The organism is Kocuria sp. UBA5001, assembly GCF_002398425.1.
Classification (GTDB): Bacteria; Actinomycetota; Actinomycetes; order Actinomycetales; family Micrococcaceae; genus Kocuria; species Kocuria salsicia.
In genome coordinates this window covers 64559-79911 of record NZ_DGYR01000002.1, presented here as the reverse complement: position 1 = coordinate 79911, position 15353 = coordinate 64559, and the positions used below count along the sequence as shown (strand labels likewise).

Below are 15353 nucleotides of genomic sequence, written 5' to 3'. Positions count from 1 at the left end.
AGGTACCCGTGAGCAACCCGCATGTCGTGATCGTCGGAGCCGGCTTCGCCGGCCTGGTGGCCGCCCGTGAACTGCAGATGGCAGGCGTGGACGTGGAGATCGTGGAGGCCCGCGACCGCGTGGGCGGCCGCGCCTGGACCGAGGAACGCATGGGCCGTCCCCTGGAACTGGGCGCCACGTGGGTGCACTGGATGCAGCCGCACGTGTGGAGCGAGATCACCCGCTACGACCAGAGCATCTACCCCAGCCCGTTCTGCGACGACGCCTACTGGATCACCGGGGGCCGGGTGGAGCACGGCACCGAGGCGGACCTGGATGCCGCTCTGGCCCGCCCCATGGCCAAGATCTTCGAGGACTCGCGGGAGTTCTTCCCGTACCCGTACGAGCCCCTGCACGTGCTGGACGAGAGCAGCGGCAGCACCCCCGAGCTGCGGGAGCGCTTCCGCGCGGCGGACCAGGGCAGTGTCCTGGACTGCCTCAAGGGCGGTGACTTCACCCAGGAGGAGCGGGACCTGTGCGACGCGTACTGGTCCGCCGCGTACATCGGGGACCCGCACCAGGGGTCACCGCTCATGGCCAAGCAGTGGGCGGCGCTGTCCGACCACCGGTTGAGCCTGGTGGACGAGCAGACCCTGCGCTTCAAGCTCACCCACGGCATGCGGGGACTGTACGAGAACATCGCCGCGGACCTGCGCTGCCCCATCCGCCTGAACACCCCGGTCACGGCGGTCGACCACCGCTCCGACGGCGCCACGGTCACCCTGGGCACCGGCGAGAAGATCTCGTGCGACAGCGTGATCGTCACGGTGCCGGTGGGGGCGCTGCCAACCATCGAGTTCACCCCGGGCCTGCCCTCGGGGATGCGCACCGTGATCGACCAGCGCTGGAACTCCACGGGCTGCAAGATCTGGGTCAAGGTCAAGGGCCACCACAGCATCCTGGGCTACGCCCCCACCCCTCACAAGGCCGCCGTGTTCCGCAGCGAGTTCTTCATGGACGACGACACCACCATCTGCGTGGGCTTCGGCTCCCACCACGACGCCGTGGACCTCACCGACCCGCGGGACGCCCAGGCAATCGTGGACCAGTGGCGCCCCGACCTGGAGGTCGTGGACTGCACGGGCCACGACTGGGTGGCGGACAGGTGGAGCGGTCAGGCGTGGGCCACGCTGCGCTCAGGGCAGTTCACCAACGGCTGGCACCACTTCCGCTCCACCGACTCGCGGCTGCGCTTCGCCGGGGCGGACTGGGCGCGCGGCTGGCGCGGCGTGGTGGTGGACGGCGCCATCGAGACAGGCCTGTCCACCGCCCGGGACGTCCTCCGGGACATCCGCGCCTGAGCCGCACCGCAGGACGACGCCGCTCGCGCCCTTCCCGGGGCGGGCGGCGTCCGCGCGTGCGAACCGTGCCGGTGTGTCTGCGGCGCGCGGGATGCTCCGCGCGGTGCGACACGGAGGCCGCCGGCGGCGTCGTGCGCCGGCACTTTCAGGAGGAGCTGAGCACGCGGCGTCGGTAGGCGGTGGGGGACTCCCCGTACTCGGCCTTGAAGGCCTTGCTCACGTGGGCGGGATCCGTGAGGCCGTGCCGGGCGCTGATGGTGTGGACGGTGTCGTCCCGGTGGGCCGGGTCCACGAGCTCCGCGCGGATGGCGGCCAGGCGCACCGCGCGGATGTGGGCGGCCACCGTGAGGTGCTGCGCCGCGAACCGGCTGTGCAGCTGACGCACCGACACGTACAGGGCGCGGGCGATGGACCCCGGGGAGAGCTCCGGATCCGCGAGGTGGTCGGCGATGTACGCGGTGGCCTGCTGCACCAGGAGGTCCCCCGCGTGCGCCCCGGCCGGCTCCACCACCTCCGCGGAGAGCACACTGACCAGCATGTCCAGCGCGGAGCGCACCAGCTTGCTCGCGTGGGGGCCGCGCAGCAGGTCCATGTTCTCAGCCAGGTTGCGGAACATGGGAACGGCCACCCGGCCCAGACCGTCTTCCTGGCCGATACGCTGGGCGGTCACCAGGTCCAGCTGGGCGGGGATCAGCTGCACCACCGAGCGCGGGAAGGTCATCACCAGGCTGTACTGGGGGCCGTCGTAGACCAGCTCGTACGGGCGGTAGGCCGCGTACAGGCCCAGTCCGCCGGGACCCAGCACGCACTCCCGCCCGTCCTGGCGCAGCCGCGCCCGACCCTGCAGCTGCAGGCTCAGCTTGAGGTACTCCCCCGCGTCCCGGGCCACCATCTCGGCGGTGCGCACCACCCGGTGGGCGCCGGTGGTCATGTCGAAGAGGTGGACGTCGTCCAGTTCCACCGTGGTGAGATCCGCACGGAACTCGCTGTCCACGGGAGCGGTGATCTCCAGGGCCGCGAAAGAGGCGTTGATGGTCTCGCGCCACTGCGCGAGGGTGAGGTCCGTGCGGCGCCCGGCGGCTTCCTGGCCCGTCATGCGCGCCCCCTCTCCGATCCGCCCGCGGCACTGCGGGCCCGTGTCCGCATGCTACGCCGCCGCGGGCCGCGGCTCCGGGCGTCACCAGGGAAACACCCGCACCCCCTGCCCCTAGAGTGTTCTCAGACCGCGCCGCCGCCCGCCCTCGGGTGCGGCTCCCCGGGCCTGCACCGCTGCGGCCCCGACGTCCGGAGGACCACCATGTACGCCGATCCCACCGACATGAACGCCATCCGCGAGCTGCTCCACGAGATCCTGCGCAACGACCCCGCCCCGCTGCACCTGGGGATCGACCTGGGCGAGATCGAGCAGGGGCGTGTGAGCATGTCCATGACCGTCTCGGACTTCATGGCCAACAGCCACGGCATCTGCCACGGCGGATACCTGTTCACCCTCGCGGACACCACGCTCGCCTACTGCTGCGCCACCGCGGGTGCCCCGATCGTCACGCGCAACGCCGAGATCACGTTCACTGCCCCCGCGCACACGGGCAAGACCGTGACCGCCACGGCCACGCGCCAGGTGAGCTTCGGCAGGAACCAGATCTGCGACGTCGTGCTGGAGGCCGACGGTCACGTGGTCGCCTACTTCACCGGCCAGGGCACCACCCCGCCAGCCCCGAAGACCCAGGTACAGGCCTAGGTGTACTGCCCGGAGACGTTGATCAATCGCGAGAAGGGCGGGAGGTTCCCGCAGGCCGTGTGCGGCCGGTGATGGTTGTAGTAGTGCAGCCAGTCGTCCAGCTCGCCCCGTCGTTCGGCTTCGGAGGTGTAGCAGCGGGCGTAAGCCCATCCGTCGGCCAGGGTGCGGTGGAAGCGCTCGATTTTCCCGTTGGTCTGCGGCCTGTAGGGCCGGGTGCGCTTGTGCCGGATACCGAGTTCGGCGCAGGTGTCGCGCCACAGGTGTGAGCGGTACGCGCCGCCGTTGTCGGACAGGACCCGCTCGACGGTGACGCCGCGGGCGTTGAACCACTCGACGGCTCGGACCAGCACGGCGGTGGCAGTGCGGGCGGTTTCGTCGTCGTGGATCTCGGCATAGGCGACGCGGGAGTGGTCGTCGATGACGGTATGGACGTAAGCCATGCCCATCAACGGGTCGTAGTGCTTGTTCTTCGGCTTGTCGGGTGTAGCGGCCCGGTTCTTGTCGCCCTGTCGCCGCCCGACGTAGCGCCATCCTCCGCCGTCGGGAATGTTGCCGAGCTTCTTCACGTCGACGTGCAGCATCGAACCTGGGTGATCGTGCTCGTAACGGCGCACCGGTTCTCCCGTGGCGCGGTCGACGTGCGACAGCCGGTTCAAGTGCACGTCTGTAAGGATGCGGTGGACCGTGGACGGGGCTATCCCAAGTCGGCTGGCCAACTGCACCGGCCCCTCCCGTAGTCGCAGGCGAAGACGGACGCAGCGCCTGGCAGTCTGCTGGTTGGTCTTGTTCGGTGAGTGATGCGGCCTGGATGACCTGTCCTGCATTGGCTCGCCGGTGCGGTAGCGGTCGGCCCAGCGCTTCACCGTGGGCCAGGAGACCTGGAACCTGGCGGCGACCTGGCTGATCGGCCAGCCGTCATCGACGACCAAGCGGCCGACGATCAGGCGGTGGCGAGGGGTGAGAGCGGCGTTCGCGTGGGACATGACGAGGCCGTCCTGGGGGCATGCGCCGCCCAGGAAGGCCAGTTGCCGCCGCGGGCGGCGAGATTGTGTGGGTCAGGGCTCATTGAGATGTGCACGAACTCGTGAGCCGTGGCACATGACGGTGTCGAGGGGTGTTCCCCGGCTCAGGCTCCTGGGTAGGAGTCGAGGTTCCACCAGTGGCCATCGAAGTCAGCGACACATGCGTTGCGCCCTCCGTGGGGGGCGTCGTTGGGCTCCGTGACGGTGGTCGCGCCGTGTGCCAGGGCTGCGGCGAAGAGGCTGTCCACGTCCTCATCACTGGCGACCGCCAGGTTGCAGATCCCCGGCCCGTAATGCGGGTCATCGTCCCGAACAGAGCCGAGCATGATGCCCCCGTTGTCACGCCAGGCAAGTTGCGCATGGGCCACCAAGGTCGCGTCATCAGGATCCCGCACGATCATGGCGGTGGTGAAGCCGATGGCTTGGAGGAAGTCGATGCCTCGATCGGCGTTTGTATAGCGCAGGCAGTGGAACAGCTGTGGTGTCGTCATGGCTCTAGCCTCACGCCGGAAGCATGTCGGTGTCTTGAAGCAATGGGAAATCGTCCTTCGACTGGCGCAGCGTCCATCCAGTCATCGACTTCCATTCCCGGGACAGGTGCGGTTGGTCGCTGTAGCCGGCCATCGCCGCGACGTCCGAGGGCTGGGCGCCACGCTGGACCAAGTCTTTGGCATGGGTGAAGCGAGCGATGCGCGCCACCTGCTTGGGCGAGAGACCGGTCTCGAGGTCGAACAGGCTTGAGAGCCGCCGTCTGGACAGGCCAACGTCCTGAGCCAGGCCGGAGATGGGGATCGTGCCTCGGGTCCGATGGATCCGCGCGAGTGCCTCGACCAGGTCTGCGCGCGGTGCATGAGGGTGCTGCTCGAGCCTCTTGGTGAGGAATGCCGCCAAGAGGTGGAACCGTCGTGGCCACATTGACTGCCGCAGCTGGTCGAGCAGGTGCCTGGGCCACGAGAGATCATTCACATCAACCATCGAGCCGGCCAGTTCCCCGGCCGGCAGCCCGAGAAGCCGACGGGTCGAGAGCGGGTGGAGCGACAATTCGAGGCCCTGCTGGCGTCCCCTCGACTGGATCAGAGCCGGAGTGGTGTGCAGGCCGGAGACTAGTACGTCACAGAGATGCCGCGCGTCGCCATGAAGCCAGCCACAGTCGATGGGCTCTCCGAGCGACAGCACCACCGTGACGCCCATCGAGGGAACCCCGTGGTGGACGGTGTCGGTACTGGTGAAGTCGTACCCCACCCAGGAAAGGAGATGGGGGCGCAACCCTTGCGGGATAGCTGGCTGCCAAACGGGCATGCACCCACCCTAGGGAAGCCCCGGCCCAGAAACAGTCACTTGTCTGACGACCACTGTGGTGTCGCTACACGACCGCCAGGGCCGTGGCGGCTCGATCAACGTCTCCGGGCAGTACACCTAGAGACCCTGTTCGCCGGCGATGACCACGTCGAGGTCGAGACCACCTGGGGCATCTACCAGAAGATGATCGCTGCCTACCGGGAACCCGACCGGGCCACGGGACGCATCCGCATGCAGGCCGGCATCGACGCCATCGGCAGCGGTGTCCCCGCCGCTCTGAAGGAGGTTATCGTGCTGGGCCGCACCCTGAACAAGCGGGCCGCTGACATCCTCGCCTACTTCGACCGGCCCGGCACCTCGAATGGCCCCACCGAGGCCCTGAACGGTCGGCTCGAACACCTCCGCGGCTCAGCCCTCGGCTTCCGCAACCTCCTCCACTACATAGCCAGATCGCTGCTCGAGACCGGCGGATTCAGACCCCAACTACACCCTGGATCCTGAAGAGCCAGTAAAGCCAGCCCCGGGCTAGCAGTGCCCCAGGGCCGGTGGCGGGGTGGGAGGGGCCGATCAGTGAGTCAGTAGAGCGATCTTGTTGATGTCCTCGGGTTCTATGTAGTGGCGCCCCCTGGACAGACGGATTTTTCCGAAGACAATGACATGCCCCCCCAAAGGTTATGAAAGTTATCCCATCCAAGTATTTCTAGTAGCTCTCCGGCTCGCTCAGACGAAAGCGTAACTGGGCACGGGTTGTTCATGTACGGTCCGGTATTGAGATACTGCGTTCCGCCTGGCTTTCCCCCACTGAGACAACTTTCCCCCAAACTATAGTAGTGCGGTCCAGATCAGCGGCACTAACCTCATGGGATGCCCTGATGAGATCCCTCAAGGGGACGTCCCCCCGGTCGGGAACACTCATGCGTTCATTGGATTGGGTGTATTGCGGATCGTTGACAAGATTACTTAGAAGCACGCGCAGGCCCATCGAGGCATGGTTTGCTCTTCTGCGCTCCCCATTATCGGTACCTGGCACATACCGCCGTACCCCGTCGGGGTTGGGAGTCTCGTCCACGGCGCGGCGAGAGGACCCGGCCGGGCGAGGAACGGGGCCGTCCAGTCTCAGTTGCAGGACGCGGCCCTCGTTCTCGATGGCGGGGACCACAGCCACACCTTCGCCCTCCTGGGTTTCGCTGACGCGGCTAGCCTGGGTGCAACCCAGCGTATGGCGAGCGGCGAAACAAGCCGCATGACCTTTTGGTGTTTTTCCCCGGTAGTAAGCGGGGCCATCGCACTCGATGCACTCCAAGGTGCCTTTGCGTTCCTGTCGCCAGGCATCGTCCTGCTCACTAAAGTCCTGAGAAGAATAGTTCATGTCATCAAGGGTGCACCGCGCTCTGCGCATGGTTTGGTCTCCTTTTTCAGGTAGTGCATCCAGTTATACAAGAGTGGTCTGACGCTCTTGACCCAGACTCGCTCGAGGTTCTCGCGTTCTGCTACTGCGGGGACGAGCAGGTGCCTGAGTGGTGGGGCCGGCGATGCGCTCTGGGTTTCGCGCCGAGTTCAAGGCGGTTCAGGAAGACACCCTCCTACCGGGAAACTGCGATGACAGCGGAGGTCTGGGCGAGGTACAGCTACGGGTGCTCCGACACGATCCGCGCGCACCTCCTGAGCAGCTGGGGATCAATCTCTTTCGGTATGCCGTCCATGCTTCCGAGCTCAAACAGCAACGGCATTAAACTCAAGGTGATTCATCATGCCCACCAAGGGCAACCCGGACACGGTGGCCAGAGTGAAACACAGTTCCTGCCAAACGGTACAAAGGTAGGCACCCAGTCAAACCGATGTGGACGGTGAGACGTATTTCTGGACGGCGATCACCTTGATCTGGTCACCGCGAAGCACAATTCGCTCCCACTCCTGAGGCACCCGCGTCAGACCTTTGCTTAAATCGCGCTCCACCCACAACGGCTGGGCCAGGGCCAGCTCCCGGTCGGCCATCTCGAGGTTCGGGGTAAAGGTAGCCAGTACACCGACATACTGCTCGCCACTGAGCATCTCAACCTTCACCACACGGCCGGCCCCCGGCCCGGGGTGAAACCGGGCCATGAAACGACCAGCAGCGGTGCCATCGAGCTTGCCCTTAAACCACCTGATGGGTCTGGTTTGGAGTCGGCCCGGAATCTCGAAGGCGACGGACCAGGCGGAGATTTGCTGTACCTGCAGACGCATGGGCCCTAGACGCCAATACTGAAACCCCAGGGCGGCCAAGCACCCAACCACCGACACCAGCCCCACCGCGGTGACTGACCACCAAAAGTAGTCGGTGGCGTAGGCAGAGTCGCGCACTGCCCGCAGTGGGTTGAAGCCGGTCCATCCCTGCAACCCGACCAGCACGACACCCACCACCGCAGCTCCGGCCACAGAACAGGCTAAGGAGAAGAGCCCCACCCGGCCGATCTCACGGAAGGCGGACTCCTTGGCCCCAGCGCGACGCCGCGCTTCCAGCAGGTCAGCCAATAGACCGGGGGCGATGAAGAACAGGAAACCGAACAGGGTCGCCAGACTCGAAGGCGTCACGCTTGCCGACTCAGAAGAAGCGCGGCGGGACTTCGCCCTGGCCCACCCGATCCTGACCGTTGTCCGTCTGAACGAACTGGACCTGCTCAGTGTTCATCACCACGGTTCCTCGGCTCTCGCTCAAGCAGTCGATCTTGTCCTCGGTGATCCTGCGCGGGGTCTCAGCCATAGTTGGTCCTATTTCCAGTCCGGGGGAACGACCCCGGAGAAGGAGCCGCCACCTCCATTCTTACCCACATCCCAGACACCGCTACAGATTAGCCTCTGAGCTTTACGTCTGCGTGGGCCCGCCTGGTCGCCACCAGCAGTGCCTTGGCCTCGAGAGCACAGCCCCCTTCTTCCGGGCACCGATCGCGTGCTGGTGGGATCTCGCCACAGTGGAGTCACAATGATTGCCCACTGATGTCACCGGCGTCGTCGCCCTTAGCTAGTACACGGTTCAAGAGATATTCCCAGAATTTATCCATGCTCCACTTCCGGAGTCGTTAATATACGATCTCCTGCAATCCACAGCACTCTGGTAGATCCTGCCATAGAGCCCCAGTAGCAGCTTCCACGGGCTCTATCCCGCCAAATCACCATGATTCTACTGGCGCACCATCCCGGCATAGGCCTTGAACAGCACTTCTTGACGCTGCTCTTCGGTGGTGAGTTTCCGGGGGGCACCGAAGGCTTTGTCTACCTCCCGGTCGAGAGCGTCGTGGGCGCGGATCAGGGCGGGGTCCATGGCCAGCGGAGAGTAATGGGCAGCCAGCGATCGTTCTGGGTGCAGTGCGCGGGCGTCGAGCACCTTCTGCCCCGCAGCGGTGATTCTGGCTCGGGTGGCATCGTCCACCTCGGGGAACGGGAACGTGTTCCAGGTCAGTGTGGACCCAAACCGCAGATCGGACTTGATGCGCCCGCCGATAGCTTTCTGCCAAGCCAAGAACATCGAGGAGGACAAGACCGCAAATTGAAGGCCGTCTGGGTCGGAGATCGTAAAAGTCGCGTTGCTGGCAATCGTGTCGGGACCAAACCGCTTGACCGGGTAGTACCGCCGGTTCTCTGCGACGTGAATGGGGATGCACACGTAGGCCGAATCGGGCTGCGCGCGCTGGCCGAACAGGTGCGGGGTCTGAGCCATCTTCTGTGTGCTTCCGGCGCTGCTCTTGGCGCGGAACGCAGCCACAGCCTCCAGCCGGCGTTTCAGCTCTGGGCTGCGCCGAATGTCTTGGGGGTCCATGTCTTCCAACCATAGGCACCACCGGTCCCGGTTGTTCACCAGCTCACTGGCCCCCACGAACTGCCGCACGTACTTAGCGGCCACGGGATCACTCACCACGGTGGGGTATTCCTCGGGGCTCACCAACAGGTTGCCGTCATCGCGGGCCATGCTGCCGTAGGAAGCCTTGTGCAGAACCGGGGACAGAAGCTTGGATCGCTTCTCCACCAGTAGGTTCGGGCCGTCCACCAGATAGGCATTGAGGCTATGGGTCACGGGAACTTCCCGGGGTTCAGCGTGAACCGAGTCGTACTCGAACAGGCGGGGTTTGGTGGCCCGGTCGCGGTCGAAGCCCACGATGACGCAGTGCACCGCGGCCTGCCCTGGTGCTTGGGAGTCCCAGGCGAAGGTGCGGTGGGCGAAGGCCACCCGCCAGCCTTCCTTGAAGATCAGCCCGAACAGTCGGGGCACCTGGTCCCCCTGGGTGATGGAGTTGGTGGTCACGAACGCGAAAGCGCCGCGGCGGTCTCGGTAGAGCTGGAGGGCTTTGGCGTGCCAGCTGGTGACGAAATCCAGGCGGGAGAGCTGGTCGATGTTGCCCCAGGCGTGGCGCATGTCCGCCAGCTGCGCGGCGTCGCGGGTCTCATGCCCCAGGAAGGGAGGGTTGCCGAAGATGAACGTCTGTCCTGCCGGTTCGGGCAGGATCTCCTCCCAGTTCAGGCGCAGCGCGTTGCCGTGGGTGATATGGGCGGTGATGGTGATGGGCAGCCGCTCGGGGGCCTGGCCGATGGCCGCGGCCAGGCGCAGGTTAGCTTGGTGGTCCACGAGGAACATGGCGGTCTCAGCGATCTTGGCCGGCCACCAGTTGATCTCGATGCCGTAGAACCGGTCGATGGTGAGCTTCTGGTCCAGGGTCGCGTCCAGGCTCATGGTCATACCCTGGGTTTCCGAGTAGTCCTTGGAGCGCCGGCGCTTCTCCGCGAGCACGTCTGTTTCGATCTCGCGTAGCCGGGCGTAGGCGACGTTGAGGAAGTTGCCGCCACCGCAGGCGGGGTCCACGTAGATGTTCGCCGCCATCTCTTCCAGGAAGCCGTCGAACTCGCGGGCGCTGGTGGACTTGTTGCGGATCAGCCGGTCGGCTCGGGCCCGGTAGTCGTCCAGGAACAGCGGGCCAATGGTCTTCAAGATGTTCGCCTCGGAGGTGTAGTGCTCCCCCGCCGCCCGGCGAGCCTCCTTGGACTTCACGAGCTGAAACATCGCCCCGAACACCGACACCGAGATCCGTGACCACTGGAACCGGCACGTGGCCAGCAGGGCCTCGCGGGTCTCAGGGGTGAACCAGTCCACCTCGATCCGGTCAGCGAAGATCCCACCGTTGACGTAGGGGAACTGGGCTAGCAGCTCCGGGGTGCGCGGGGAACGCCGGGCGGGGGGCGTGTTCAGGTGGCGGAAGAGGGCCTCGAGCTGCGTGGAGAGGGTGTCGGCGGTGGTCTCCTCCAGCACCCATTGGTAGAACAGGTCGCGGCGCCACAGGCCGGCGTCGTCGCCGTAGAGCATGAACAGCAGCCGGGTCATCAGGATCGAGGTGCGTTCGGCGCGCTCGTCTTCTTCCTCGCGGGTGCGCGGGGCTTGCTCGCCCACGGTTTGATCGGCGTCCTCGCCGAGCACGGAGGTGTAGAGCCCGGCCATCAGCCGGGCGGCGACGATGGAGGCTTCTTCTTGCTCCCGGTGGGTGACGGTCTCTAAGCCGATGAGGAACTTCAACGTGTCGTAGTGCTGGGGCAGCTGCTCCAGAGTGAAGCGCACTTCGGGTTCGGTGCCATCCAGGCGCAGCACGCGGAGCTGCTCGAAGTTGGTGGCGATCGCGTACTTGGGCCACTCGGTCTGGGCGATCCCGCCGCGCAGGTAGTCGTTGATCTGCTCCACGGCGTCATCAAGGTCCACGCCGAGGCTCTTGGCCTCGCCGATGGCCACACCGGCCATGAAGAAGTCGATCCATCCTCGCCGGCCTGTGGAGGCGCGGGTGGCGTCTTGCTCGAACAGGTTGATGCGTTCGGGGATGATCCCGAAGCACCGCAGCAGCCCGGACCAGAACTGCTGCGCATACCGCCTCTCGGTCGCGGTCTCGCCCTCGGCGCGCCACTGGACGATGCGTTCAGCCCAACCGGTAGCGAAGTCCTGGAGGTTGGCAATGATCTCGGCGCGACCGAGCTGATCTTGTGACATACGCATGAGACTACGGGGCAAGGCTTCTATGGGTGGGACGCCGCGCGGAGCCCTCGAGGTGGACTGTTTGCGGTGGCACATAATGGTGCCGCCCCCCTTAAGGAAAGTGAGCGGGTGATGCCCCGGCCCCGTTTGTTGCCCGACCCCGATGTGATCCGGAAGCTGAACACAAGTTGTACTGACCGGGGACGTTGATCAATCGTGAGAAGGGCGGTTGGTTGCCGCACGCCGTGTGGGGGCGGTGGTGGTTGTACTGGTGCAGCCATGACTCGAGGGCCTCTCGGCGTTCTTGCTCGCTGGTGTAGCAGCGGGCGTAGGCCCAGCCGTCGGCCATGGTCCGGTGGAAGCGCTCCACCTTCCCGTTGGTCTGGGGCCGGTACGGCCGCGTCCGCTTCGGGGTGATCGAGAGGGCCTCGCAGGTGTCGCGCCACAGGTGCGAGCGGTACGCACCGCCGTTGTCCGACAGGACCCTTTCGATCGTGACGCCGCGCTCAGCGAACCAGTCGACAGCGCGGTGCAGGACGGCGACGGCGGTGACGGCGGTCTCGTCGTCGTGGACCTCGGTGTACGCGACGCGGGAGTGGTCGTCGATGACGGTGTGTACGAACGCGTATCCGAGCTTCGGGTTGTGCCACTTGCTCTTGGGCTTGCCCGGTGTCGCCGCTCGGTTGCGGTCGCCCTGCGGCCGTCCGACGTACCGCCAGCCGCCGCCGTCGGGGATGTTCCCGAGCTTCTTCACGTCCACGTGTACCAGAGACCCGGGATGGGGATGCTCGTACCGGCGGATCGGCTCGCCCGTGGCCCGGTCGACATACGACAGGCGGTTCAGGCGCGCCGATGTCAGGATTCGATGCACGGTGGACGGGGCGATGTTGAGCCGGGATGCGAGCTGGACATGCCCTTCCCGCAACCGGATTCGCAAGCTGACGCATCGCTTGGACACCGCCTTGCTGGTCTTACTGGGCGAGGTCTTCGGCCGTGAGGAGCGGTCTTGCATGGAATCACCGGCCAGGTAGCGGTCGACCCAGCGCTTCACCGTCGGCCAGGACACTTGGAAGCGAGCAGCAACCTCGCTGATCGGCCACCCGTCATCGACGACGAGACGAGCTACCTTGAGCCGGTGTCGTGGTGTGAGAGCTGCGTTGGCGTGTGCCATGGAAGTCCTTGTGCGTGCGCCAGGAGGGCCGCCGGATGCTCTGGCGCCCTCTTGGCCGGTGTGATTCTTTGTCAGGCGTTGGCGCGTCGCGAAGCAAAGACCTCCCTAGCGACGAACGTCGCGTTGAGGGCGCGGGGAAAGCCGGCGTAGACCGCGCAATGCAGCAAGGCCTCGACGATCTCCTCTTCTGTGAGGCCGACGTTCAACGCGGCGCCGATGTGGACCCGCAGCTGCGGCTCGCAGCCACCCAGCGCGGTCAAGGCGCCGATCGTGACGAGCTGACGGCTGCGCGGGTCCAGGCCGGGGCGGTCATAGATGTCGCCGAAGGCAAAGGCCGCGACGTGATGTCCCAGGGCTGGGCTGATGTCAGCGAGGGACTCGATGACGGCTTCGCCCTGGTGGCCGTCGATGCGCGAGAGGACATCTTGGCCGTGCTGGCGGCGGGCGAGGTTCTCGCATGAGGTGATGTCGTGCTGGGGCGTCGTCATGGCTGGGGGCCTTCCTGGTAGGTGGCGAGTTTGTACTCGGTCGCGGCGAGGGCGAGTTGAAGTTGGGCGATCTGGGAGCGAAGGGTGTCGCGGTGTTCGAGGAGGAGGTCGAGTCGGTCTGGGATCGTGTCAGCGCCGGCGTCGACGAGATCGACGTAACGGCGCAGGTCGGCGATGGGCATGCCGGATGCCCGCATCCGGGTCAGGAAGACGAGGCGCCGGACGGTCGGGGCGTCGAACCGGCGGTGACCTGCCTGATCCCGAGGGATGACCACCAGGCCGGCGCGCTCGTAGTAGCGCAGGGTGTGAGGGCTGACGCCTAAGTGCTCGGCGGCCGCTGAGATGTCCCAGTCCTCTTCGGAATCGGCTCGGGTGAGTTCTCTCAAAGCGTCGACGTTCACGCCCCCGGGCGGATCGACGGCGAGTCGCAGGGCATCTGCCAGGGCCCGATCGTTCGTCATGTCCCGCACGCTAGGGGTTCGAGCACGCTCGAAGACAAGCCGCAACGTCGATCAACGTCCGCGGTCAGTACACCTAGGGGGAGCTCCACTCACACGGCGTCCGTGCGGTGGACGATCCGCCCGTCGCACACCGTGAGCTCCGCCGTGACGTCCTTGAGCTCGGAGGGGTCCGCGTCGAACGGGTTGCGGTCCAGGAGGACGAGGTCCCCCAGGAACCCCTCCTCGATGCGGCCCAGCCGGTCCTCGTCGAAGGACGCCTTGGCAGCCTCCACGGTGTAGGCGTCCAGGGCCTCGGCCACAGTGACGTTCTGGACGGTGTCCGCGACCTGCCCGGAGACGGTGGTGCGGGTGACGCACGCGGAGATCCCGAGCCACGGGTTCGCGGTGGTCACGGGAAAGTCCGAGTTGCTGGGCGCAAGGATCCCGCGGTCCAGGAACGTGCGCATGGGGTACGTGCGGGCCATCCGCTGCGGGCCGAGGTTCCGGCAGTAGGAGTCCCCCAGCTCGTGGATGAACGCCGTGGAGGACGCCGCCACGATCCGGTTCTCCACCAGCCGCCGCAGGTCCTCCTCGGTGGGCAGCGCGCAGTGCTCCACCCGGTGCCGCCGGGTGGTGACGAGCGCGCGGTAGGCAGCCTCGGCGTCGTCGTCCTCCGCCGCGACCTCCCGGCCCGCGCCCTCGATGAGGTCCAGGGCCTGCTCCACGGCCCGCTCGCCGATGCCGTGGATGGCCAGCCGCAGCCCGTTGCGCAGTGCCTGGGCGGCCATGGGGGCGATGTCCGGGGTGTCGTAGTAGAGGATGCCGCACGAGTCGCCGCCCTCAAACGGTTCCGCGACCGCCGCGGTCTGCCCGCCCACGGAACCGTCCAGGATGAACTTCATGCCCTGGATCCGCACCATGTCGTCCCCGAGCCCGCTGCGGATGCCGGTGCCGATCACCTCGTCGTAGCTGCCGTGGAAGTCCCCCAGCTCCAGCGCGAAGTACCACGGGCGGAACCTGGTGCTCAGCTCCCCGGTCTCCTGCAGGTGCAGGTACGTGCCCATCTCCAGGGGCCCGGTGCTCATGTCGTGGACCGTGGTGAGGCCCCACGCCGCGAAGTCCTGCTGCGCCACGCGCATCCCGTCCAGCAGCTCGCGCGGCCCACTCTCGGGCAGGTCCGCCAGGGACATCGCCGTCTCCTGCAGCAGGCCCGTGGGCTCGCCGGAGCCGTCCCGCACGATCCGACCGCCGGAGGGGTCCGGGGTGTCCGCCGTGATCCCCATCCGCTCCAGTGCCGCGGTGTTCACCAGGGCCATGTGGGCGCAGGTGCGCTTGAGGTACACCGGGTGCTCCGGGGCCGCCTCGTCCAGGTCCTCGCGGGTGGGCCCGGGTCCCTCCATGCGGTGCTCGTCGTAGCCCCAGCCGACCACCCACTCGCCCGGCTCCGCGGCGGTCGCGGCCTCGCGGATGGCGGCCACGACATCGCCCGCGCGCGGTGTCGTGGCCGGGCGGCAGTCCGCGTTCAGCGCCAGTCGGGCGTAGAGGCCCGGATGGCCGTGGGTCTCGATGAACCCCGGCACGAGGTACCGCCCGCCCGCGTCCACGACCGGTGCGGAGGGGGCCGCGCGGCGTCGTGCCTCCTGCGGCTCCCCCACGAACGTGATCACGCCGTCCTCGACCACGACCCCCTTCGGCTCGCGCTCGAACGCCCCTCCGGGGCGGTGCACGACGGCGTCCAGCACGGTGACGCTGCGGGTGGTCGGCTGCTCCATGGGGGTCTCCTGGTGGTTAGTGGAATGCGGGCCTCGGTGCGCCGGCCCGGTCCGCCAACTCGGGCCCTGTGCTCCGGAGCTGCGGCGCGGCCCGACG

Annotated in this window: 13 protein-coding genes and 1 pseudogene; 3 read left to right on the top strand and 11 right to left on the bottom strand. The window is 66.8% G+C overall.

Annotated elements, in window-relative coordinates; all coding sequences use genetic code 11:
- The first annotated feature begins 8 nt into the window (after positions 1-8).
- Complete coding sequence (locus B3G12_RS02010) at positions 9-1340, top strand: NAD(P)/FAD-dependent oxidoreductase (RefSeq protein ID WP_012399304.1); 1332 nt, start codon at positions 9-11, stop codon at positions 1338-1340.
- A gap of 145 nt (positions 1341-1485) precedes the next feature.
- On the opposite strand, the gene B3G12_RS02005 is transcribed toward B3G12_RS02010, so the two are convergent.
- Positions 1486-2436 carry a helix-turn-helix domain-containing protein gene (locus B3G12_RS02005; RefSeq protein WP_290498817.1) on the bottom strand — a complete coding sequence of 317 codons (951 nt, stop codon included), beginning with the start codon at positions 2434-2436 and terminating at the stop codon, positions 1486-1488.
- A 201-nt stretch (positions 2437-2637) separates the two neighbouring features.
- Between B3G12_RS02005 and B3G12_RS02000 the strand changes: the two genes are divergently transcribed.
- Positions 2638-3078, top strand: coding sequence for a PaaI family thioesterase (locus tag B3G12_RS02000; protein WP_290498816.1), 441 nt, complete (start codon positions 2638-2640; stop codon positions 3076-3078).
- Here B3G12_RS02000 and B3G12_RS01995 read toward each other — a convergent pair.
- The 3 genes from B3G12_RS01995 to B3G12_RS01985 form a co-directional block, all read right to left on the bottom strand.
- Positions 3075-4061: an IS481 family transposase gene (locus tag B3G12_RS01995; protein ID WP_290498814.1), complete on the bottom strand. Its 987-nt coding sequence runs from the start codon at positions 4059-4061 to the stop codon at positions 3075-3077. The genes B3G12_RS02000 and B3G12_RS01995 overlap by 4 nt on opposite strands.
- Before the next feature lie 143 nt (positions 4062-4204).
- Positions 4205-4591 carry a VOC family protein gene (locus tag B3G12_RS01990; protein WP_290498813.1) on the bottom strand — a complete coding sequence of 129 codons (387 nt, stop codon included), beginning with the start codon at positions 4589-4591 and terminating at the stop codon, positions 4205-4207.
- Between the two features lie 10 nt (positions 4592-4601).
- A complete protein-coding gene (locus tag B3G12_RS01985; protein ID WP_290498812.1) occupies positions 4602-5399 on the bottom strand; it encodes a helix-turn-helix domain-containing protein in 798 nt (265 codons plus the stop codon).
- A 117-nt stretch (positions 5400-5516) separates the two neighbouring features.
- Here B3G12_RS01985 and B3G12_RS01980 point away from each other — a divergent pair.
- Positions 5517-5900: pseudogene (locus tag B3G12_RS01980) on the top strand (transposase); the annotation flags it as partial.
- A 1329-nt stretch (positions 5901-7229) separates the two neighbouring features.
- Here B3G12_RS01980 and B3G12_RS01975 read toward each other — a convergent pair.
- The 7 genes from B3G12_RS01975 to B3G12_RS01945 all read right to left on the bottom strand — a co-directional run bounded on the left by B3G12_RS01975 (position 7230) and on the right by B3G12_RS01945 (position 15256).
- The gene (locus B3G12_RS01975; protein WP_290498810.1) at positions 7230-7973 is read right to left on the bottom strand and encodes a DUF6338 family protein; all 744 of its coding nucleotides are present in this window, start codon (positions 7971-7973) and stop codon (positions 7230-7232) included.
- Positions 7974-7983: 10 nt separating this feature from the next.
- Complete coding sequence (locus tag B3G12_RS01970; protein ID WP_290498808.1) at positions 7984-8142, bottom strand: hypothetical protein; 159 nt, start codon at positions 8140-8142, stop codon at positions 7984-7986.
- A 417-nt stretch (positions 8143-8559) separates the two neighbouring features.
- A complete protein-coding gene (locus B3G12_RS01965; protein ID WP_290498806.1) occupies positions 8560-11400 on the bottom strand; it encodes a DNA methyltransferase in 2841 nt (946 codons plus the stop codon).
- 97 nt (positions 11401-11497) lie between these two features.
- Positions 11498-12556, bottom strand: a complete 1059-nt coding sequence (locus B3G12_RS01960) for an IS481 family transposase (protein ID WP_290498804.1) — start codon at positions 12554-12556, stop codon at positions 11498-11500.
- Positions 12557-12627: 71 nt separating this feature from the next.
- Positions 12628-13044: a carboxymuconolactone decarboxylase family protein gene (locus B3G12_RS01955; protein WP_145012765.1), complete on the bottom strand. Its 417-nt coding sequence runs from the start codon at positions 13042-13044 to the stop codon at positions 12628-12630.
- Entirely contained in the window at positions 13041-13505 is a 465-nt protein-coding gene (locus B3G12_RS01950; RefSeq protein WP_290498802.1) for a MerR family transcriptional regulator, read from the bottom strand. Before B3G12_RS01950 ends, B3G12_RS01955 begins: the two co-directional genes overlap by 4 nt.
- An 89-nt stretch (positions 13506-13594) precedes the next feature.
- A complete protein-coding gene (locus B3G12_RS01945) occupies positions 13595-15256 on the bottom strand; it encodes an amidohydrolase (protein ID WP_144943012.1) in 1662 nt (553 codons plus the stop codon).
- Between the last annotated feature and the right edge of the window lie 97 nt (positions 15257-15353).

Bases quoted from the DNA above. Each gene is read 5' to 3' on its own strand.
- B3G12_RS02005 (WP_290498817.1), bottom strand. From the start codon at position 2,436: ATGACGGGCCAGGAAGCCGCCGGGCGCCGCACGGACCTCACCCTCGCG.
- B3G12_RS02000 (WP_290498816.1), top strand. From the start codon at position 2,638: ATGTACGCCGATCCCACCGACATGAACGCCATCCGCGAGCTGCTCCAC.
- B3G12_RS01995 (WP_290498814.1), bottom strand. From the start codon at position 4,061: ATGTCCCACGCGAACGCCGCTCTCACCCCTCGCCACCGCCTGATCGTC.
- B3G12_RS01990 (WP_290498813.1), bottom strand. From the start codon at position 4,591: ATGACGACACCACAGCTGTTCCACTGCCTGCGCTATACAAACGCCGAT.
- B3G12_RS01985 (WP_290498812.1), bottom strand. From the start codon at position 5,399: ATGCCCGTTTGGCAGCCAGCTATCCCGCAAGGGTTGCGCCCCCATCTC.
- B3G12_RS01970 (WP_290498808.1), bottom strand. From the start codon at position 8,142: ATGGCTGAGACCCCGCGCAGGATCACCGAGGACAAGATCGACTGCTTG.
- B3G12_RS01965 (WP_290498806.1), bottom strand. From the start codon at position 11,400: ATGTCACAAGATCAGCTCGGTCGCGCCGAGATCATTGCCAACCTCCAG.
- B3G12_RS01960 (WP_290498804.1), bottom strand. From the start codon at position 12,556: ATGGCACACGCCAACGCAGCTCTCACACCACGACACCGGCTCAAGGTA.
- B3G12_RS01955 (WP_145012765.1), bottom strand. From the start codon at position 13,044: ATGACGACGCCCCAGCACGACATCACCTCATGCGAGAACCTCGCCCGC.
- B3G12_RS01950 (WP_290498802.1), bottom strand. From the start codon at position 13,505: ATGACGAACGATCGGGCCCTGGCAGATGCCCTGCGACTCGCCGTCGAT.
- B3G12_RS01945 (WP_144943012.1), bottom strand. From the start codon at position 15,256: ATGGAGCAGCCGACCACCCGCAGCGTCACCGTGCTGGACGCCGTCGTG.